General features: G+C 70.7%; 17 protein-coding genes and 2 tRNA genes. 8 read left to right on the top strand and 11 right to left on the bottom strand.

Annotated elements, in window-relative coordinates:
• Window positions 1-31: 31 nt before the first annotated feature.
• The 4 genes from H297_RS0129615 to H297_RS0129600 all read right to left on the bottom strand — a co-directional run bounded on the left by H297_RS0129615 (window position 32) and on the right by H297_RS0129600 (window position 3975).
• A complete protein-coding gene (locus tag H297_RS0129615) occupies window positions 32-397 on the bottom strand; it encodes a DUF4233 domain-containing protein (RefSeq protein WP_027740004.1) in 366 nt (121 codons plus the stop codon).
• The gene (gene folC, locus H297_RS0129610; RefSeq protein WP_027740003.1) at window positions 398-1957 is read right to left on the bottom strand and encodes a bifunctional tetrahydrofolate synthase/dihydrofolate synthase; all 1560 of its coding nucleotides are present in this window, start codon (window positions 1955-1957) and stop codon (window positions 398-400) included.
• A gap of 207 nt (window positions 1958-2164) precedes the next feature.
• Complete coding sequence (locus H297_RS0129605) at window positions 2165-3124, bottom strand: NAD(P)H-quinone oxidoreductase (protein ID WP_027740002.1); 960 nt, start codon at window positions 3122-3124, stop codon at window positions 2165-2167.
• A gap of 242 nt (window positions 3125-3366) precedes the next feature.
• Complete coding sequence (locus H297_RS0129600; protein ID WP_027740001.1) at window positions 3367-3975, bottom strand: TetR/AcrR family transcriptional regulator; 609 nt, start codon at window positions 3973-3975, stop codon at window positions 3367-3369.
• 374 nt (window positions 3976-4349) lie between these two features.
• Between H297_RS0129600 and H297_RS0129595 the strand changes: the two genes are divergently transcribed.
• Window positions 4350-5324: an alpha/beta hydrolase gene (locus tag H297_RS0129595; protein WP_027740000.1), complete on the top strand. Its 975-nt coding sequence runs from the start codon at window positions 4350-4352 to the stop codon at window positions 5322-5324.
• 314 nt (window positions 5325-5638) lie between these two features.
• On the top strand, window positions 5639-6340 hold the full coding sequence (locus tag H297_RS0129585) for a type 1 glutamine amidotransferase domain-containing protein (RefSeq protein ID WP_027739999.1): 702 nt from the start codon (window positions 5639-5641) through the stop codon (window positions 6338-6340).
• Between the two features lie 84 nt (window positions 6341-6424).
• Here the strand turns inward: H297_RS0129585 and H297_RS0129580 are convergent, their stop codons facing one another.
• Entirely contained in the window at window positions 6425-7693 is a 1269-nt protein-coding gene (locus H297_RS0129580) for an extracellular solute-binding protein (RefSeq protein ID WP_027739998.1), read from the bottom strand.
• A gap of 80 nt (window positions 7694-7773) precedes the next feature.
• On the opposite strand from H297_RS0129580, the gene H297_RS0129575 reads away from it, so the two are divergent.
• Both H297_RS0129575 and H297_RS0129570 read left to right on the top strand, forming a co-directional pair.
• The gene (locus tag H297_RS0129575) at window positions 7774-8427 is read left to right on the top strand and encodes a TetR/AcrR family transcriptional regulator (protein ID WP_027739997.1); all 654 of its coding nucleotides are present in this window, start codon (window positions 7774-7776) and stop codon (window positions 8425-8427) included.
• A complete protein-coding gene (locus H297_RS0129570) occupies window positions 8424-9188 on the top strand; it encodes a glucose 1-dehydrogenase (protein ID WP_027739996.1) in 765 nt (254 codons plus the stop codon). Before H297_RS0129575 ends, H297_RS0129570 begins: the two co-directional genes overlap by 4 nt.
• A gap of 90 nt (window positions 9189-9278) precedes the next feature.
• Here the strand turns inward: H297_RS0129570 and H297_RS0129565 are convergent, their stop codons facing one another.
• The gene (locus tag H297_RS0129565) at window positions 9279-11915 is read right to left on the bottom strand and encodes a valine--tRNA ligase (protein ID WP_027739995.1); all 2637 of its coding nucleotides are present in this window, start codon (window positions 11913-11915) and stop codon (window positions 9279-9281) included.
• Between the two features lie 151 nt (window positions 11916-12066).
• On the opposite strand from H297_RS0129565, the gene H297_RS0129560 reads away from it, so the two are divergent.
• The 3 genes from H297_RS0129560 to H297_RS0129550 all read left to right on the top strand — a co-directional run bounded on the left by H297_RS0129560 (window position 12067) and on the right by H297_RS0129550 (window position 15019).
• On the top strand, window positions 12067-13113 hold the full coding sequence (locus H297_RS0129560; RefSeq protein WP_027739994.1) for a hypothetical protein: 1047 nt from the start codon (window positions 12067-12069) through the stop codon (window positions 13111-13113).
• A 201-nt stretch (window positions 13114-13314) separates the two neighbouring features.
• Window positions 13315-14214, top strand: a complete 900-nt coding sequence (locus H297_RS0129555) for a hypothetical protein (RefSeq protein WP_027739993.1) — start codon at window positions 13315-13317, stop codon at window positions 14212-14214.
• A 19-nt stretch (window positions 14215-14233) separates the two neighbouring features.
• Window positions 14234-15019 carry a hypothetical protein gene (locus H297_RS0129550; protein WP_027739992.1) on the top strand — a complete coding sequence of 262 codons (786 nt, stop codon included), beginning with the start codon at window positions 14234-14236 and terminating at the stop codon, window positions 15017-15019.
• Window positions 15020-15135: 116 nt separating this feature from the next.
• Here H297_RS0129550 and clpX read toward each other — a convergent pair whose 3' ends face one another.
• The 5 genes from clpX to H297_RS0129525 all read right to left on the bottom strand — a co-directional run bounded on the left by clpX (window position 15136) and on the right by H297_RS0129525 (window position 19795).
• Window positions 15136-16416, bottom strand: a complete 1281-nt coding sequence (clpX, locus tag H297_RS0129545) for an ATP-dependent Clp protease ATP-binding subunit ClpX (RefSeq protein WP_027739991.1) — start codon at window positions 16414-16416, stop codon at window positions 15136-15138.
• A gap of 196 nt (window positions 16417-16612) precedes the next feature.
• On the bottom strand, window positions 16613-17272 hold the full coding sequence (locus H297_RS0129540) for an ATP-dependent Clp protease proteolytic subunit (protein WP_027739990.1): 660 nt from the start codon (window positions 17270-17272) through the stop codon (window positions 16613-16615).
• A 70-nt stretch (window positions 17273-17342) separates the two neighbouring features.
• Window positions 17343-17960 (bottom strand): ATP-dependent Clp protease proteolytic subunit, encoded by a 618-nt coding sequence (locus H297_RS0129535; protein WP_027739989.1) that lies wholly within the window; start codon window positions 17958-17960, stop codon window positions 17343-17345.
• 231 nt (window positions 17961-18191) lie between these two features.
• Window positions 18192-19616, bottom strand: a complete 1425-nt coding sequence (gene tig, locus H297_RS0129530) for a trigger factor (protein ID WP_027739988.1) — start codon at window positions 19614-19616, stop codon at window positions 18192-18194.
• Between the two features lie 102 nt (window positions 19617-19718).
• Window positions 19719-19795, bottom strand: a tRNA-Pro gene (locus H297_RS0129525).
• A gap of 56 nt (window positions 19796-19851) precedes the next feature.
• On the opposite strand from H297_RS0129525, the gene H297_RS0129520 reads away from it, so the two are divergent.
• A tRNA-Gly gene (locus tag H297_RS0129520) sits at window positions 19852-19922 on the top strand.
• Window positions 19923-19958 lie beyond the last annotated feature (36 nt).

The following is a 19958-nucleotide window of genomic DNA, read 5'->3' as shown; positions in this document are numbered from 1 at the left end:
AAAGAGGCTACATGGGTGAGCGCGGCGCGCCTCACGCAGCGTCCGGCTCCGGGCCGCTCCCGGCCTGCGCCTGCGCGGCGAACCGCGCCTTGGCCTCGTCGATCTTCCTGCCGAAGTGCACCGAAGCCCACCACAGCGCCGCGAAGCAGGCACCGAGGAAGAACATCGTCGGCACCACGAAGCCGCTGGCGATCAGCGCGATCTGGAGCGCCCAACCGAGCTGTACGCCACCCGGACGGGTGAGGAAGCCGCACAGCAGCACGCACAGCACCATCGCGACACCGCTGACCGTCCAGACGGTGGCGACCGAAAGGTCACTCGTTCGCATCGCGACCAAACCGGCGAAACCGATGACGAAGAACTCACCGATCAGCGTGGACGCAGCCAGCGTGCGCATCTAGCGCCTCCCTCCCAGCAGCAGCCGGGCCTCGCCGACCGTGATCACGGACCCGGTGACCAGCACGCCGGCTCCCGCGTACTCGCCCTCCTCCTCGGCCAGGGTGACCGCCTCCTCCAGCGCCGTGTCCAGCCGGGGTTCGACCTGCACCCGTTCCTCGCCGAAGACCTCCACGGCGACCGCGGCCAGCTCGTCCACGTCCATCGAGCGGTGGCTGGCGTTGCGGGTGACCACGACCTGCGCGAACAGCGGCTCGAAGGCCTCCAGCAACCCGCGCACGTCCTTGCCGGCGCTGGGCGCGACCACGCCGATCAGCCGGCTGAAGTCGAACGCCTCGCGCACCGCCTCGGCGGTGGCCTGCGCCCCGCCCGGGTTGTGCGCGGCGTCCAGAACGACCGAGGGGCTGGTCCGTACCACTTCCAGGCGGCCCGGCGAGGAGACCGAGGCGAACGCCTCGCGCACCACGTCGATGTCCAGGGCGCGGGCCTGCTGCCGGCCGATCCCGAAGAACGCCTCCACCGCGGCCAGCGCCACACTCGCGTTGTGCGCCATGTGGGCGCCGTGCAGCGGCAGGAAGAGGTCGGGGTACTCGCCGCCCAGCCCGCGCAGGGTCACCTGCTGGCCGCCGACCGCCACCTGCCGGGAGACGACACCGAACTCCATGCCCTCACGGGCGACGGTGGCGTCCACCTCGACGGCCTTCTTCAGCACCACCGAGGCGGCCTCCACCGGCTGCTGGGCCAGCACCACCGTGGCGTCGGACTTGACGATGCCCGATTTCTCCACCGCGATCGCCTCGGGCGTGTCGCCGAGCCGATCGGTGTGGTCCAGGGAGATCGGCGTGACCACGGCGACGCCCGCGTCGATGACGTTGGTGGCGTCCCAGGTGCCGCCCATGCCCACCTCGACGACGGCCACGTCCACGGGCGCGTCGGCGAAGGCCGCGTACGCCATGCCGGTGAGCACCTCGAAGAAGGAGAGCCGGTAGTCCTGCTGGGCGTCGACCATCTCGATGTACGGCTCGATGTCGCGGTACGTCTCCACGAAGCGCTCCGCGGAGACCGGGGCTCCGTCCACGCTGATGCGTTCGGTGACCGACTGCACGTGCGGCGAGCTGTAGCGGCCGGTGCGCAGCTCGAAGGCGGTCAGCAGCGACTCGATCATGCGGGCGGTGGTGGTCTTGCCGTTGGTGCCGGTGATGTGGATGGAGGGGTAGGAGCGCTGCGGCTCCCCCAACAGGTCCATCAGCGCGGCAATACGCTGCACCGAGGGGTCCAGCTTGGTCTCGCCCCAGCGGGTGGCCAGCTTCTCCTCCACCTCGCGCAGCGCCCGGTCCACCTCCGGGTCCTCGGGCCTGCCCGGCACCACGTCCGGCTGCGGGGGTCCGGCCTGGGCCCGCAGGGTGCGGCTGCCCGCCTCGATCACCGCGAGGTCGGGATCCCGGTCGGTCTCCTGCCCGACGATCGCCTCGAACGCGTCGGGCGACTCGGCAGGATCGAGGGACTCCGACGGCCGGTCCGGGGTGGGGTCGGATTCGTGGGGCTGGGACTCGTCGCTCACGCGGACCAGTCTACGGAAAGGGGTGCCGGCGCCCCCGGCGGCCGGGATCCTCTCACCGCCACTGCCCTGGCGGGTGGGTTTCCGGCCCTGAGACCTCCTGTCGTGGGAGCCGCGGGGCCAGGGGAGGCGGCCGGTTGCGGGGGCGCCCGTCCGTACCTGTGCGAGGGGTCGGCCGGAGGGCTGCCCGGGCGGTCGCTGCCGTTGGGTTCAGTCGTTCACCAGCAGGATCTTGCCGATGTGCCGGCCCGTGTCCATCAGCCGGTGCGCCTCGGCGGCCTCGGCCATGGGCAGGGTCCGCTCGACGATGAGCTGCACGGCTCCGCTCTCGATCATCGGCCAGACCTCCTTCTGCGCCTCGGCCACGACGGCGGCCTTCTGTGCCGCGGACCGGGTGCGCAGGGTCGTGCCGTGCACCGACAGGCGTTTGAAGACCAGCTCCGCAAGGTTGAGTCCGCCCTCCAGACCGTCCTGCAGGCCGATGACGGTCAGACGGCCGTCGGTGGCCAGCGAGCGGATGTTGCGTTCGAGGTACCGGCCGCCGACGACATCGAGGATGACGTCGTAGGGGCCGTGCCCGGCGAAGTCCTGTGTGCGGTAGTTGATCGTCACGTCGGCGCCCAGTTCCGTCGCCCGGGCGGCCTTCTCGGGGCTGCCCACGGTGGTGACGACGCGGGCACCCAGCGCCTTGGCGATCTGGATGGCCATGGTGCCCACGCCCCCGGCTCCGCCGTGCACGAGGAAGGTCTCGCCCTCCTTCAGCCGCGCCGTCATGGCGATGTTCGACCAGACCGTGGCGACGGCTTCCGGCAAGGCGGCGGCTTCGGCCAGACCGATCCCCTCGGGGACCGTGAACAGCTGTCCCGCGGGCACGGCGACCTTCTGCGCGTAGCCGCCGCCCGTCAGCAGTGCACAGACCCCGTCGCCCACCTGCCACCCGGTGACCCCTGGACCGACGGCACCGATGCGGCCGGAGACCTCCAGCCCCGGGTACGGCGAAGCGCCTTCCGGTACGGGATACAGGCCCATCCGCTGCATGATGTCGGCCCGGTTCAGTGCGCCGGCCACCACGTCGACGACGACTTCGCCCTCGCCCGGCACCGGATCTTCGACCTCGGTCCACTCCAGGACCTCGGGGCCGCCCGCTTCCTTGATCGTTACTGCCTTCATGATGCTCCGCTCGCCGGAGGGAAGTGAGGGCTTCGCGGTGTGCGGGTCAGGGTTGCGCCGGAGGCGGAGCCGACGGTGTCCCTGCACCTTCACGCTGACGAGCGGGGCGGAATGGCGCCCTTCGTCGTACATACCCGCGAAGCGAATGTATGCACTGCTTACATTAGGGATGGAAGTGTGCAGCGTCAACATTCGGCGGTACGCAGGCCGCCGCCCGGCGGGCCGACGCCGCCGGCCGTCGGTTACCGGGGCTGCGCGGCGCCCGGCGAAGAGGGCGCCCGGGTGGCGGCGAGCAGCGCGAGGACCGCGGCTCTCACCTGCTCGGTGACGGCCTTCGGAGTGGAGGCGTCGAGCTTGCCGTCCAGATGCAGGAACGCCAGGCCATGGACGAGCGCCCACACCGGGGTCCACAGCACGTCCGGATCGGCGTCGGGGAAAGCGCGGTGGACGATGCCGCGGACGTACTGGGCGATGGCGGCGGTCGCGCGGACCCGTTCCTCGCTGCCGGGATCGCAGGGCTCGGCGAACATCGCCCGGAACAGCGCCGGATGGTCGAGCGCGAAGCGGACGTAGGCGACGGCGACCATTGCGAGCTCGTCGGGGGTCGCGGGCGAGGGGTGGGCGGCGGCGAGGTGCTCGGCGAGTTCGCGGTACCCCTCCGCGGCGACGGCGGAGACGAGCGCCTCCCGCTCCGGGAAGTGCCGGTAGGGGGCGGTCGGGGACACGCCCGCGCGCCGCGCGACGGCCCGCATCGACAGTGCGGCACTGCCGTCCTCCTCCAGCAGCTCGCGGGCGGCCCGCAGGCAGGCGGCGCGCAGGTCGCCGTGGTGGTACGCACTCGCTCGTGGCACAGGTCACACCCTTCCATGTATGCACCGCTTACATCTGCTGGCTAATGTGAGCGGCGCACACATTCTAGGCGATCGTTCGCGGTCGCCCGCTTCGCGGTCACGGCCACCCGGCCGACCGCCAGGCCGACCGATCCCGGGCGCCGGGCCGTAGGAAACGGACCCGGCGACAGCGGCCGGGGGCCGATCCGCGGCAGGGCCGGGCGGCCAGGGCCGGACTCGCGGCAGGGTCCGGCGGGCGCCGACGAGAGGCCCGCGGTCGGTTGCGCTCCGCAGGCCGGGCGCGACGATGAGAGGGGGGAGCATGCGCTGAACGTGGGCCGGTGAGCGCCGGATGCAGGGCAAGCGGAGCACACATCCAGGAAACGGAGTGACCCATGACCGAGATCCCCCCGCCCGTCACCCCCTACCTCGAACCCGCCGCACGGGAACTGGCCGAGGCGACCGACCCGCATCCGCGGATCTACGAGGTCCCCCCGGAGCAGGGCCGCGAGATGCTCCTCGGTCTCCAGAGCGACACCAGCGTGCCCCGCCCGGACGTCGACGAGGAGTGGGTCGACGTGGACGCAGGCGAGTGGGGCACGGTCCGCACCCGCATCATCCGGCCCAAGGGGGTGAGCGGGCCGCTGCCGGTGGTCTTCTACATCCACGGCGCCGGCTGGGTCTTCGGCGACGAGAAGACCCACGACCGCCTCTTCCGGGAACTCGTCGTCGGCGCGGGCGCCGCAGGGGTCTTCCCCGTCTACGACCGGGCGCCGGAGGCGCAGTACCCCACCCAGGTGGAACAGAACTACGCCGTGGGCCGGTGGGTGCTGGAACACGGCGCGGAGCACGGCCTGGACACCACGCGCATCGCCGTGGCCGGGGAGTCGGTCGGCGGCTGCATGTCGGCGGTGTTCGCGCTGATGAACAAGGAGCGCGGCGGGATCGACCTCAAGGCCCAGGTCCTGCTCTACCCGGTCACCGATGCCGGCTTCGACACCCCCTCGTACCACCAGCTCGCCGAGGGCTACTACCTCACCCGCGACGGCATGAAGTGGTTCTGGGACGCCTACCTGCCCGACCCCGGCCGGCGTGCCGAGGTGTACGCCTCTCCGCTCCAGGCTCCGCTGGAGCAGTTGCGGGGGCTGCCCCCCGCCCTGGTCGTCACCGACGAGGCCGACGTGCTGCGCGACGAAGGTGAGCAGTACGCCAACAGGCTGCGGGAGGCCGGGGTGGACGTCACCTCGTTGCGCGTGGCCGGCATGGTCCACGACTTCCTCCTGCTGGACAGCCTTCGCGACACCCGCGCCGCGAACGTCGCCCGCTCCCTCGCGATCGACACCCTCAAGGCGGCGCTGGGCAACGGCTGAACCCTCGCCGGACCCATTGTTGACGGTGCTTGCATTGCCGGTCAGGATAATGTAAGCACCACTAACATGAGGAGGACGATGTCTTCCAGCCAGCAGGGCACGGTCGAAGTCGAGCTGGGCGGCCGTACTGTCACCGTCCCCGAGGGCGGCCTGCACGACCGGTAATCGCCCACCAGCGCCTCCAGGGCTTCACCCCGCTCGCGTCCCACCCGAGACCTGGGCCGCCCTGTTGACCGGCGCGCTGAAGGTCCTCAAGGCGATCGGCACCCGGTGAGCCGCTGACGGCCGCGAGCCGCACCACCAGGGAGACAGCAATGACGAAAGTCCTCTTCGTCGTGTCCGCAGCCGACCGCTGGACACTGAGGGACGGAGAAGTGCACCCCTCGGGCTACTGGGGTGAGGAACTGGCCATGCCGCACAAGCTCTTCACCCGCGCGGGGTGGGAGATCACGCTCGCGACGCCCGGCGGGAAGGTGCCCGCACTCGACCGGCTGAGCATGTCCCGTACCGCCGGTCTGCCCTCCAGACTGCGCGAGGTCGGCCGGTACCTGGAGTCGATCAGGACGGAGCTGGACAACCCCGAGGCCCTGGAGGAGATCGACCCGGACGCGTTCGACCTGGTCTTCTACCCGGGCGGGCACGGGCCCATGGAGGACCTCGCCGTCGACCCGGTCTCCGGCGCGCTGCTGACCCGCGTACTGCACTCGGGCAAGCCGCTGGCGCTGTTGTGCCACGCGCCGGCCGCCACGTTCGCGGCCGGGAACGCCGACGGGTCGTGGCCGTTCGCCGGGTACCGGATGACGAACCTGTCCAACCTGGAGGAGAAGTTCAACAGCTTCGGCCGCAAGGCGCTCTGGCTCCTGGAGGACCGCCTGCGCGACAGCGGCGCCGACTACCGCAAGGGGCGCCTGCCGCTGCGCCCGTTCATACAGGTCGACCGCAACCTCTACACCGGGCAGAACCCGGCCTCCTCCGCACTGCTCGCCCGGCGGCTCGTGGACGATCTGAGCAGCTGAACGCGCCGAGACACCGGGGCGCCTCCACCGGCCCCGGACAGCTGGGACGGCCGGACGCTGCGGCCGGGCAGGGCGGGCATCGCACTAGCCGTGGCGGGAGGCGCGTTCGGCCTCGTCTGCGGCCTTCTGCAAGGCGTCGAGGACGGAACGCGGTGAGGGTCCCTCGGGCTCGACGGCCCTGCCGAGGGAGCCCTGGACGCGGGCGCGGACGGCCGGCCAGGAGCGCCTTCCCACCGGCTGGAACTCGGCGTTCGGCATCTGGTCGATGAACCGGCGCAGCGGCTTGCCGGAGGGCGCCTTGCGCAGGGCACGGGAGCCGGAGGTGGTGACCGGGAGGGTGCCCTGTCCGGTGCCGTACCGGCTCACGGACTTGACCTGGTAGAGGAAGTTGAGGAATGCCGAGCACTGCTCGCGGCGGCCGCCCGCCTCGAAGGCCATCAGCCAGTCGGAGAGGCCGACGGGCGGGGCCGCACCGCCGTTCTTCTTGGGGAAGGCCGCGTGGGCGTACGGCAGCTCGGCCTTCGCGAGGGAACCCAGCAGCACCGGGTGCGCGTTGAGCATGCCTATCCGCCCCTTGAGGAAGCCCTCGTAGGCCTTGGTGCGGGTCAGCGCGGCCGGATCGGGGCCGGCCAGGTCGTCGGCGACCAACCGGGTGCGCAGCCAGGTCAGGGTGTGGACGTTCTCCCTCTTGGGGAAGTCGTACCCGCCCGAGCCGGTGTACCCGCCGTCGGCGGCCAGCATCCAGGCGAGCGCTTCGTCCTCGGCGGCCTCGGGCCCCAGCGCCAGCCCGTACGGGATCGGCACGCCCGCCCGCTTGAGGGCCTGGGCGGCGCCCCGCAGCTCGTCCCAGTCACGGGGCGGGCCGCTGATGCCGGCCTTCGCGAAGAGGGCGGTGTTGTAGAAGAGGCGCGGCGTGCTCGCCATGAACGGGATGCCGTACTGGGCGAAGTCGACCTCTCCCGCCTGCGCGAAGGAGCCGATGAAGTCGGCCTGGACGGGGATCCTGAAGACCTCACCCGCCGGATGGAGCCTGCCGTCCTCGGCGTAGCCCGCGAAGACGTTGCCCTGGGAGATGTCGGGCGGGTTGCCGTCCTCGACCCGCTGGGCGAGCTCCTTGTCGATACGGGTGAAGGGGACGAGCTGGAGGTCGACCTCGATGTCGGGGTGCTTCTTCTCGAACTGCTCGATGACGTCGCCCCACTGGTCAGTGATGCCGGAGCCGACGCTCTCCTTGTAGCTGGAGGCGAGCACGGTCAGCGTGTTCTCGTCCCCGGCGCCGGAACAACCGGTGAGGCCGAGGCCCGCGGTGGCCGCGAGCGAGGAGGCGCCGAGGAGGAACTGACGTCGAAGCACTGGTCCTGCCACCCAAGGTCGTACGGTCACTCGACTCCCCCGCGGTGGCAGATTGTGCCATGCAGGCATAGTCTGCTGCCATGCCGGTCGCCAGTACCCCGTCCCGCACGGCCACCTCGCTCACCGAGCGCCGCAAGGCGGAGACCCGCACGGACATCGCCCGCACCGCCGCCGCACTCTTCGTCGCGCACGGCGTACGCGCCACCCGTGCCGAGGACATCGCCCAGCAGGCGGGCGTCGCCCCGCGGACCTTCTACCGCTACTTCGCCACCAAGGAGGAAGCAGTCGCCCCCCTCTTCGCGGCCGGAGCCCGGCAGTGGGTGGACGCCACCCGCGCCGCGCCCGCGCATCTGTCCCCCGCCGAGGCCCTGGTGCACGGCACCCGTGAGGCGCTGAGCACCGACGATCCGGCCGACGCCGCTTCGCTGGAGTGGGTGCGCTCCCTGCTGCGGCTGGCCCGGGACAACCCGGCGCTGCGCTCGGTGTGGAACGACGCCTACCACGCCTCCGAGGTCGACCTGGCCGCCGCGCTCACCTCGCGGGAGGGCGGCGACGCCGAGCGCGCGGACTCCCTCGCGGTGCGGCTGGCCGCCGGCACCGCAGCGACAGCGGTCCGGGTGGCTGTCGAGACATGGGCGGACGGCGACGCGCCCGCCGCCGGAGACGAGGGCCCCGCGGCGCTGGCCGCGCGCTGCATCACATCCCTGAGCGCAACCCTCTGGAGCACGACATGAACGAGCTGAACGGCAAGACCCTTCTGATCACCGGCGCCGCGCGCGGCATCGGCGCCGAGACGGCCCGGCAGGCCGTCGCCGCCGGTGCCAGGGTCGTGCTCACCGACGTCCTGGAGGACGAGGGCGAGGCCACCGCGGCCGGGCTGGGCGAGTCCGCGCGGTTCCTGCGGCACGACGTGACCAGCGAGGAGGAGTGGCAGCGCGCCGCCGGCCACGCCGTCTCCGAGTTCGGCGCGCTCGACGGCCTCGTCAACAACGCGGGCATCTCCACCGGCGCCCCGCTGGAGTCGGTGTCCACCGAGTTCTTCCGCAAGGTGCTCGACATCAACCTGACGGGCGTCTTCATCGGGATCAGGACCGCGATCCCCGCGATGCGGCAGGCCGGCGGCGGCTCCATCGTCAACATCTCCTCGGCCGCCGGGCTGATGGGCCTGGCACTGACCGCCGGCTACGGCGCCTCCAAGTGGGGCGTCCGCGGCCTGACCAAGATCGGCGCCGTGGAGCTGGGCACCGACCGCATCCGCCTCAACTCGGTCCACCCGGGGATGACCTACACCCCGATGACCGCGGAGGTCGGCATCCAGCAGGGCGAGGGCCGGTACCCCAACACCCCGATGGCCCGCGTGGGCGAGCCGCAGGAGATCGCCTCCGCGGTGTGCTTCCTGCTGTCCGACGCGGCCTCGTACATCACCGGTGCGGAGCTGGCCGTGGACGGCGGCTGGACCACCGGGCCGACGGTGAAGTACGTGAGGGGCCAGTAGGCCCCGCCGGGCCGGCCCGCACGGCCCCCGCCCACAGCACGGCGCCCCCTCTTCCGGTGGAGGAGGGGGCGCCGTGCTGTGCGGGAGCGGTCAGGCGAGCCGCTCCAACTGCTGCGTCAGCCGCGCGATGTCGGCCTCGGCGGCGGCCTTGCGGCCCCGGATCTTCTCCACCACGTGGTCCGGCGCCTTGGCCAGGAACGCCTCGTTGGTGAGCTTGGCACCCGTCTGCGCCAGCTCCTTCTCCGCGGCGGCCAGGTCCTTGCTCAGCCGCTTGCGTTCGGCCTCGACGTCGATGGCGCCGGACAGGTCGAGGCTGACGGTCGCGCCGACGACCGGCAGCGACGCCGTGGCCCGGAACGCCTCGCCGGCGGGCTGGAGGCGCAGCAACTGGCGGACGGCCTCCTCGTGGGCCACCAGCGGGGTACCGGCCACATCGAGGTCGGCGGGGACCTTCTGACCGGGCTGGAGGCCCTGGTCGGCGCGGAAGCGGCGGACCTCGGTGACGGCCTGCTGGACGGTGGCGATCTCCGCCTCGGCGGCCGCGTCACGGAAGCCGGAGTCCTTCGGCCAGTCGGCGACGACGACGGACTCGCCGCCGGTCAGCGTCGTCCACAGCTCCTCGGTGACGAAGGGGACGACGGGGTGCAGCAGCCGCAGTGTGACGTCCAGGACCTCGCCCAGCACGCGCCGGGAGACCTCGGCGGGCCGCCCGCCTGCGGCGAAGGTGGTCTTGGACAGCTCGACGTACCAGTCGAAGACCTCGTCCCAGGCGAAGTGGCGCAGCGCGTCGGCGAGCTTGGCGAACTGGTAGTCGTCGTAGTAGCCGTCGACCTGGGCCAGCACGGTGTTCAGCCGGGAGAGGATCCACCGGTCGGTGGCCGCCATCTCGCTCGGCTCCGGCAGCGGCCCCTCGACCGTGGCGCCGTTCATCAGCGCGAAGCGGGTGGCGTTCCAGATCTTGTTGGCGAAGTTGCGCGAGGCCTTCACCCAGTCCTCGCCGATCGGCACGTCCGTACCGGGGTTGGCGCCGGAGGCGAGGGTGAAGCGCAGCGCGTCGGAGCCGTAGGCGTCCATCCAGTCCAGCGGGTCGACGACGTTGCCGAAGGACTTGGACATCTTCTTGCCGTGCTCGTCACGGACCAGCCCGGTCAGCGCGATGGTGTGGAAGGGCGGCTCCTCGCGCACGTACGTGCCGAACATCATCATCCTCGCGACCCAGAAGAAGATGATGTCGTAGCCGGTGACCAGCACGTCGGTGGCGTAGAACTTCTCCAGGTCGGGCGTGGGCTCGGGCCAGCCCAGGGTGGAGAAGGGCCACAGCCCGGAGGAGAACCAGGTGTCCAGGACGTCCGGGTCCTGGTGCCAGCCCTCCCCGGCGGGGGGCTCCTCGTCCGGGCCGACGCAGACGGTCTCCCCGCCGGGCCCGTACCAGACCGGGATGCGGTGGCCCCACCACAGCTGGCGGGAGATCGTCCAGTCATGCATGTTGTCGACCCAGTCGAAGTAGCGGGACGACATGTCGGCCGGGTGGATCTTCGTGCGGCCGTCGCGGACGGCGTCACCGGCGGCCTTCGCCAGCGGCGCGACCTTGACCCACCACTGCATGGACAGCCGCGGTTCGATCGTCGTCTTGCAGCGCGAGCAGTGGCCGACGCTGTGCACGTAGGGGCGCTTCTCCTCCAGGACGCGGCCCTGCTCGCGCAGCGCGGCCACGATGGCCGAACGGGCCTCGAAGCGGTCCAGTCCCTGGAAGGGGCCGTGCGCGGTGATCACGCCGCGCTCGTCCATGACCGTGAGCATGGGCAGGTCGTGGCGGCGGCCGATCTCGAAGTCGTTCGGATCGTGTGCCGGGGTGACCTTGACCTGCCCGGTGCCGAACGCGGGGTCGACGTGGGTGTCGGCGACGACGGGGATGGTGCGGTCGGTCAGCGGCAGCTTGATCTGCTTGCCGATCAGGTGCCGGTACCGCTCGTCCTCCGGGTGGACGGCGACCGCCGTGTCACCCAGCATCGTCTCGGCGCGGGTGGTGGCCACGACGACGGCGCCCGTGTCGTCGTCGCCGTACTTGAGCTGCACCAGCTCGCCGTCGTCGTCCTGGTAGTCCACCTCGATGTCGGAGATGGCGGTCAGACAGCGCGGGCACCAGTTGATGATCCGCTCGGCGCGGTAGATCAGGCCGTCCTCGTACATCTTCTTGAAGACGGTCTGCACGGCGCGCGAGAGGCCCTCGTCCATGGTGAAGCGCTCGCGGGACCAGTCGACGCCGTCACCGAGGCGCCGCATCTGGCCGAGAATCTTCCCGCCGTACTCCTCCTTCCACCGCCACACGCGCTCCACGAACGCCTCACGGCCGAGGTCCTGACGGGACTTGCCCTCCTCGGCGAGCTGCTGCTCGACCTTGTTCTGGGTGGCGATGCCGGCGTGGTCCATGCCGGGCAGCCACAGCGCCTCGTACCCCTGCATCCGCTTGCGGCGGGTGAGGGCGTCCATGAGGGTGTGCTGGAAAGCGTGCCCGAGATGGAGAGATCCTGTGACGTTCGGGGGCGGGATGACGATGGTGTACGGCGGCCGCTCGCTCTTGGCGTCCGCCTCGAAGTACCCCCGCGCTACCCAGCGCTCGTACAGCTTCTCCTCTACCTCGGCCGGCGCGTACTGGGTCGGCAACTGGGCGGGGATGGCGCTGTGCGGCCCGTTCGCTTCCGGGCTCTGCTGAGTGTTGTCGGTCACGACCGCAAGTGTACGGGCGCGGGTGTCGCCGTCTCGAATCGGTTGTATCGGTACGGAACCGGTTCGAGGACCGGTGCGGCACCTGCCGGAGCCATCCGTCACTATGAGCATCAGCGCAATCGACTACATGTTCACGGAGGGGAAGCGCGCCATGAGTGACAACCAACCCGGCCCCTACGGCCAGCAGCCAGGGCAGCCCGGGCCGTACGGCCAGCAGCCGGGTCCGTACGGGCAGCCGCCGCAGCAGCCCGGCGGCCCGAACCCGTACGGTGGCGCGCCCGGCCAGCCAGCCCAGCCCGGCCAGCCCGGCCAGCCCGGTTACGGCTATCCGCAGCAGCCCCCCGGCCCCGCGCCCCAGCAGGGCGGCCAGCCCTACGGGTACCCCCAGCAGCAGGGGATGCCGGGCCAGCCCGGTCCCTACGGGGCCCCCGGCCAGCCGGGGATGCCGATGCCGCCCCAGAACGGCGGCGGCAAGGGCAAGACCATCGGCATCGTCGTCGCGGCCCTGGTGGTCGTGGGCGCGGTGATAGGCGGCGTCGTCCTCTTCACCGGGAAGGACGACGACAAGGGCGGCAGCGGCGGTGGTGGCGGCGGTTCCGTCGCCGCCGACGACGGCAAGAAGTACAAGTTGATCACCCCTGCCACGGTGGCGAGCGAGTACGACAAGCAGCCCGGCTCGGAGAACAAGTCCAGCAACGGGTTCAGCGAGTCCGACAAGGACAAGTTCGAGCAGTTCGGGGTCAAGGACCCCAAGAGCGTCTCCGCGAACTACAAGAGCGGTACGGGCGTCAACGCCAAGAATCTCAACTTCGGCGGCGTCTACGGGGAGATCGAGAACCCCGGGGCGGTCGTCGACGCGGCCCTGCTGATGGTCGCCAAGGAGGCCCAGAAGGACCCGGACACCGGGGGCGGTGGCAAGGCCGAGCTGGACGGCAAGCCGGAGGCGGTCCACCCCTCGGGGCTGGACGACGACGCGGTGATGAAGTGCCAGAAGGTGAAGTTCACCGCGCCTCCCGGAGACACCTCGGGGATCGACGGCTTCACGATGCCGTTCTGCATGTGGGGCGACCACAGCACCGTCGGCTTCGTGATGACCGCTTCCACGGCCGATGCGCTCAACGGCAAGGGCACCTCGGTCCCGGAGGCCGGCGAGACGACGGCCAAGGTCCGTAAGGACGTCCGCGTCCCGCTGAAGTGACCCGCCGCCGGGGCGGGCCGTCGCACGGCGGCAGCCCCGGCTCAGCAGGAATTGTCCGGGCACTTCCGGACAACTCACCACCCTATCTTCACGATTGCGTTCCCAGCGCGCTCCGATTCGACGCCCGGTGCGGCGTTCTCGTCGTGCATCCGTCAAGATGTGCTGGCGCGATCTGCACATCAACGGAGGGGAAGCGCCACCATGAGCCACAACCAGCCAGGCCCCTACGGCCAGCCGGGACCGTACGGTCAGCAGCCCCAGCAGCCGGGAGGACCGGGCCCCTACGGTGGTGCTCCGGGCCAGCCGCAGCAGCCCGGCTACGGCTACCCCCAGCAGGGCCAGCCGCCCCAGGGTCAGCCGCCGCAGCCCGGTTACGGCTACCCCCAGCAGGGCCAGCAGCAGCCGGCGGGCACTCCCTACGGGCAGCCTGGCCAGCCCGGACAGCCGGGCGGCCCCTACGGCGGCGCTCCGGGCCAGCCGGGCATGCCGATGCCGCCGCAGAGCGGTGGCGGCAAGGGCAAGACCATCGGCATCGTCGTCGGCGCCCTGGTCGTCGTGGGCGCCATCATCGGCGGCCTGTTCGCCTTCGGTGTCATCGGCGGCGGAGGCGACTACAAGCTCACGACGCCCAGCACGCTGGCCGGTGACTACCAGCGCCAGGGCAAGGGCGACACCATGAAGGGCAAGAAGAACGCCTTCGGCCAGAACAAGGACAAGATCCCCGGCATGTCCGCCGACGAGGGTGTACAGGCCTCGTACAAGGCCGGGACCAAGCAGTTGCAGCTGACCGGCGTGTGGGGTTCGGTGGACGACTCGGACGCGGCCGTCGACGCGGTCTTCAAGGAGTCGGAGAAGCAGCTCAAGTCCAGCAACGCCAACTCCACGGGCGAGCCCAAGGCGATGTCTCCTTCCGGGTTCGACGGCGACACCCTCAAGTGCCAGACCTACTCGGTGATGACGCAGAAGGCCGACATGTGCATCTGGGCCGACGACAGCACGCTCGGCCAGGTCGTGCTGATGGACCCGAGCGGCGGCGGCGACCTGGACAAGGCCGCCGAGACCACCGCCAAGGTCTGGGAGGAATCCCGCTCCGAGAAGTGACCGACGAGGTGAGCAGCCGGTGACCCAGCCGCCGCCCGGACCGTGTCCGCCGGGCGGACACGGCGGGCAGCAGCCACCCGGGTACGGCCCTGCCCCCGGGCCCTACGGCACACCGCCGCAGGGCCCGTACGGGCCGCGTCCGCCGGGACCGTACGGAGCCTGGCCGTCCGCGCCGCTGCCGCCGCCCCGCCGCGGGCCGGGCGGCGGCGCCGTCACCGCCCTCGTGCTCGGTGCCCTCGTTTTGGTGGGCGCTGTCGTGTTCGGCATCGGCGCCGTCGTCTCGGCGAGCCGCCCGCACGGCACCGAGAAGCTCGCTTTCCCGGCCACGCTCGAGGACGGGCGGTACCACCGCATCGACGGCAACCCCCAGGTCGCCGAGCAGCAACGGCAGCTCCAGCACGAGTTGCCCGGCGACGGCACCGCGAAGGTGGCCACCTACTCCGCCGGCGCCTCGGGGGATCCGACGGCCGGCGGGCTGGCGATCTCCGGGGCGTACGGGGACATCGACATCCCCTCCGTGAAGATGCGCGACGACATGCTCGACGGCCTTCAGCACAGCGGGGGCGGCGGACCGGTCGGCGAGCGCCACCGGTTCAGCCCGGGCTCCGCAGGGGTGGAGGTCTCCTGCCAGGTCACGCGGCTGGACGCGGGCCTGTACGCGCCGGCCTGCGCCTGGGCGGACGAGTCCACCGCCGCCACGGTGCTGCGCGTCAGCGCCTCCGCCACCACGCCGGGCGGCATCGGTCTGAAGGACTTCGCGGGCGCCACCGTCCGCGCCAAGGACCAGGTGACGGCCCCCAAGTGACGTAACCGGCCCCGTTCGTAGGACCGATACGACAGCGGTGGGGCCCGCATCCTCTCCGCGAGGATGCGGGCCCCACCGCTGTTCGCTGCTGCGCCGTGGGCGCAGCAGCAGCCGGCTCAGGCGCTCTTCTCGTGGCGCTGCTCCCCGTTGCCGCGGGCGCGCGGCACGAGCGTGGGATTGACGTTGGAGTGCACGACCTCGTCGGTGATGACGACCCGCTCGACGTCCTTGCGGGAGGGCACCTCGTACATCACCGACTGGAGGACCTCCTCCATGATGGCGCGCAGTCCGCGGGCGCCGGTGCCGCGCAGGATGGCCTGGTCGGCGATGGCTTCCAGCGCGGGGCGGTCGAAGTCGAGTTCCACGCCGTCGAGTTCGAACAGCCGCTGGTACTGCTTGACCAGGGCGTTGCGGGGCTCCATCAGGATCTGCAGCAGGGCCTCGCGGTCCAGGTTGTGCACCGAGGTGATGACCGGGAGCCGACCGATGAACTCGGGGATCATGCCGAACTTGACCAGGTCCTCCGGCATGACCTCCTCGAACTGGTTGCTGGCCTCGATCTCCCGCTTGGAGCGGATGTCGGCGCCGAAACCGATGCCCTTGGCGCCGGCCCGGGACTCGATGATCTTCTCCAGCCCGGCGAAGGCACCGCCCACGATGAACAGCACGTTCGTCGTGTCGATCTGGATGAACTCCTGGTGCGGGTGCTTGCGGCCACCCTGCGGGGGCACGGAGGCCGTGGTGCCCTCCAGGATCTTCAGCAGCGCTTGCTGCACGCCCTCGCCGCTGACATCGCGGGTGATCGACGGGTTCTCGCTCTTGCGGGCGACCTTGTCGATCTCGTCGATGTAGATGATCCCGGTCTCGGCCTTCTTGACGTCGTAGTCGGCCGCCTGGATGAGCTTCAGCAGGATGTTCTCGACGTCCTCACCGACGTAGCCCGCCTCGGTGAGCGCCGTGGCGTCGGCGATGGCGAAGGGGACGTTCAGCATCCTGGCGAGCGTCTGCGCCAGCAGCGTCTTGCCGGAGCCGGTGGGGCCCAGCAGCAGGATGTTGGACTTCGACAGCTCGATGCCGTCGTCCCGGCCCTGGCCGTTCTCGCCCGCCTGGACGCGCTTGTAGTGGTTGTAGACGGCCACCGAGAGCGCCTTCTTGGCGGCTTCCTGGCCGACGACGTAGCCCTCCAGGAACTCGTAGATCTCCCGGGGCTTGGGCAGCTCGTCCCACCGCACCTCGGAGGACTCGGCCAACTCCTCCTCGATGATCTCGTTGCAGAGGTCGATGCACTCGTCGCAGATGTACACACCTGGACCCGCGATGAGCTTCTTCACCTGCTTCTGGCTCTTGCCGCAGAACGAGCACTTGAGCAGATCGCCGCCATCACCGATGCGTGCCACGAGGAGCTTCCCCTTCGCCTGGGATCCGTCAGGGATATACGGACCGAGGTACGTGCTTCCACGACGGTACCTTGCCCGGCCGCCGGAATGGGCCCCCCTGGAAACGACCGGGCCGACACTTCTGGTGCCGCCCGGCGTCGCCCCGGGGGCTGTGGGGTGCCCGGCGGTCCGGCCGCCGGGCTTCCCACCGGGTCCTTCAGACCCCCACGGAGGACTTGCGGGTGGAGACGATCTGGTCGATCAGGCCGTACTCCAGGGTCTCCTCAGCGGTGAGGATCTTGTCCCGCTCGATGTCCGCGGAGATGACCTCGCGCTCCTTGGTGGAGTGCTTGGTGAGCATCTCCTCCAGCTGGTCGCGCATCCGCTGGATCTCGTTGGCGGCGATCTCCAGGTCGGAGACCTGGCCCCGGCCCGTCTCGCTGTAGGGCTGGTGGATGAGGATCCGGGCGTTGGGCAGCGCCATCCGCTTGCCGGGGGTGCCGGCGGCGAGCAGCACGGCGGCGGCGGAGGCCGCCTGGCCCATGCAGACCGTCTGGATGTCGGGCTTGACGAACTGCATCGTGTCGTAGATCGCCGTCAGCGCCGTGAAGGAGCCGCCCGGGGAGTTGATGTAGACGGAGATGTCGCGGTCGGGGTCCATCGACTCCAGGCACAGCAGCTGCGCCATGACGTCGTTGGCCGAGGCGTCGTCGATCTGCACCCCGAGGAAGATCACACGCTCCTCGAAGAGCTTCGCGTAGGGGTCGTACTCCCGCACGCCCTGCGAGGTGCGCTCCACGAAGCGCGGGACGATGTAGCGGGACTCGGGCGCGATGCCGGTGAACTCGGCCCGCGGGCCCGGCTGAAGTGAGGTCATCGGGAGGTTCTCCTGGAGAGGATCTGGTGGCTGCGGTCGGGGCGGGTGCCGTGCGGCGCTGTGGCGGGCCTCACGCGCCCGTGCCGCCGCCGCCCGGAAGCTGCGCGGCGCTGCCGTAGACCTCGTCGATGAGACCGTACTGCTTGGCCTCCTCGGCGGTGAACCAGCGGTCCCGGTCCGCGTCCCGGGTCCACTGCTCGACGGTCTGGCCGCTGTGCGCCGCCGACAGCTCCGCCAGCCGCTTCTTGGTGCGCAGCAGCTGCTCGGCGTGGATCTTGATGTCGGTGGCGGAGCCCGCCAGACCGGCGGAGGGCTGGTGGATGAGGATGTCGGCGTTGGGCAGCGCGAACCGCTTGCCGCGCGTACCGGCGGTCAGCAGGAACTGGCCCATCGACGCCGCGAGTCCCATCGCGATGGTGACGACATCGTTCTTGATGTACTGCATGGTGTCGTAGATCGCCATGCCCGCCTGGACGGAACCGCCCGGACTGTTGATGTACAGGAAGATGTCCTTGTCCGGATCGGCGGCAAGGAGGAGGAGCTGGGCGGTGATCTTGTTGGCGATGTCGTCGTCCACCGGCTGGCCGAGGAAAATGATGCGCTCGTCGAGCAGCCGGTTGTAGACCTGGTCGCCGAGGCCGCCACCGTAGTTGGGCTCACCGGCGGCGGAAGGCTTCGGAAGCGTCACGTGTCCACCTGCTCGTGTCCGGACGGCCACGCGAAGCTGGCCGTCACTGGGGTCTTCGTCTACTGGGGACCCTAACGCGCTGCCCGGCGGCAGCCATCCCGGTCAGAGCGCATTTCGCTGTGAGCGCAGGTGCGCCGACCGGCCGGGCCGACAGCCGAACGGGGGGCGCCCGGGGCGTGCTCTCGCGCGCCCCGGCCGCCCCCCGTTCGTGGGTCGGATCGGGCGTCCGGGTCAGCCCTCGGCCTTCTCGGCCTTCCCGGCGTCCGCCTCGGTGCCCTCGGCCGCGGCCTCGGCGGTCTCGGTGGCGGCCTCGGTCTCGGAGGCGGCCTCGGTCTCGTCGTCGTCCTCGTCGCTCAGGTCGACGACCTCGCCGGAGGTGTCCTTGACCGTGACGGCCTCGACCACGGTGGCCAGCGCCTTGCCGCGGGCGACCTCACCGACCAGGACCGGCACCTGGCCGCCCTCGACGACAGCCTGCGCGAACTGGTCGGGGCTCATGCCGGAGGACTGGGCACGGCGCATCAGGTGCTCGGTCAGCTCTTCCTGGCTGACGTTGAGCTTCTCCTTGCTGACCAGCTCGTCCAGCACGAACTGGGTACGGATGCCCTTCTCCGCCTGCTCCTTGAGCTCGGCTTCGAAGTCCTCCTCCGACTTGTCCTGCATCTTCAGGTACGAGGCGAGGTCCAGGCCGAGCTGGCCGAGCTGGTGGTTGACCAGGTTGTGCTTGCGGCTCTCGATCTCGTCCGCCAGCAGCTTCTCGGGGACCGGCACCTCGGTCAGCTCCAGGAGGGCGTCGAGCACCTTCTCCTGGGCCTGGGTGGCCTGCTCGTACTTCTTCTGGTCGGCCAGCCGCTTGCGGCTGTCCTCACGCAGCTCCTCCAGCGTGTCGAACTCGCTGGCCATCTGCGCGAACTCGTCGTCCAGCTCGGGAAGTTCACGGCCGGAGACGGACTCGACGGTGACGGAGACCTCGGCCTCCTGGCCCGCGCCGGAGCCGCCCTTGAGCTCGGAGGTGAAGGTGGCGGACCCGCCGGCCTCCAGCCCGGTGACGGCCTCGTCGATGCCGTCCAGCAGCTCACCGGAGCCGATGGTGTAGTCGACGCCCTGGGCGACGCCGTCCTCCAGCACCTCGCCGTCGACCTTGGCCTCAAGGTCGATCTTGACGACGTCGCCCTCGGCGGCGGCGCGCTCGACGACCGAGGTGGAGGCGAAGCGCTCACGGAGCTGCTCGACGGCCTTGTCCACGTCCTCGTCGGAGACCTCGACGGCGTCGACCTCGACCTCGATGCCCTTGTAGTCGGGGATCTCGATCTCGGGGCGGACGTCCACCTCGGCGGTGAAGGCCAGCAGCTCGTTGTCCTTCAGCTCCGTGATGTCGACCTCGGGCTGGCCGAGCACGTTGAGCTCGCCCTCCTCGACGGCGGACTGGTAGAGCTGGGGCAGCGCGTCGTTGACGGCCTCTTCCAGGACGGCACCGCGGCCGAAGCGCTGGTCGATCAGGCGCGCGGGGATCTTGCCCTTGCGGAAGCCGGGAACGCTGACCTGCTGGTTGATCTTCTTGTACGCCGCGTCGAGGCTGTCCTTGAGCTCCTCGAAGGGCACCTCGACAGTGAGCCGAACCCGGGTCGGGTTCAGGGTCTCCACGGCGCTCTTCACGGTCGGTCTCCTTGGGGCTGGCATCGGGGGTCTTGCTGTTTCTTGAGCTGCGCCCCGTATGCATGCAGAGACGACACAGGCACGCGCGTCTTTCATAGTACGTGGTCGGGGTGGCCGGATTCGAACCGACGACCTTCCGCTCCCAAAGCGGACGCGCTACCAAGCTGCGCCACACCCCGTCGGTGCGACACGTAGAGTACATGTCGTAGGATGCGGCTGTGCCGATCCGGCCTGCGCGGGCGTAGCTCAATGGTAGAGCCCTGGTCTTCCAAACCAGCTACGCGGGTTCGATTCCCGTCGCCCGCTCGCACACGAAGGCCCGGCCCCTCGACGGGGCCGGGC

This window comes from Streptomyces sp. CNT360 (assembly GCF_000424785.1).
This window is presented reverse-complemented; position numbering and strand designations above follow the sequence as displayed.

Coding starts and splice junctions, on each gene's coding strand:
- H297_RS0129615 (WP_027740004.1), bottom strand. CDS start 397: ATGCGCACGCTGGCTGCGTCCACGCTGATCGGTGAGTTCTTCGTCATC.
- H297_RS0129605 (WP_027740002.1), bottom strand. CDS start 3,124: ATGAAGGCAGTAACGATCAAGGAAGCGGGCGGCCCCGAGGTCCTGGAG.
- H297_RS0129595 (WP_027740000.1), top strand. CDS start 4,350: ATGACCGAGATCCCCCCGCCCGTCACCCCCTACCTCGAACCCGCCGCA.
- H297_RS0129585 (WP_027739999.1), top strand. CDS start 5,639: ATGACGAAAGTCCTCTTCGTCGTGTCCGCAGCCGACCGCTGGACACTG.
- H297_RS0129575 (WP_027739997.1), top strand. CDS start 7,774: ATGCCGGTCGCCAGTACCCCGTCCCGCACGGCCACCTCGCTCACCGAG.
- H297_RS0129570 (WP_027739996.1), top strand. CDS start 8,424: ATGAACGAGCTGAACGGCAAGACCCTTCTGATCACCGGCGCCGCGCGC.
- H297_RS0129560 (WP_027739994.1), top strand. CDS start 12,067: ATGAGTGACAACCAACCCGGCCCCTACGGCCAGCAGCCAGGGCAGCCC.
- H297_RS0129555 (WP_027739993.1), top strand. CDS start 13,315: ATGAGCCACAACCAGCCAGGCCCCTACGGCCAGCCGGGACCGTACGGT.
- H297_RS0129540 (WP_027739990.1), bottom strand. CDS start 17,272: ATGACCTCACTTCAGCCGGGCCCGCGGGCCGAGTTCACCGGCATCGCG.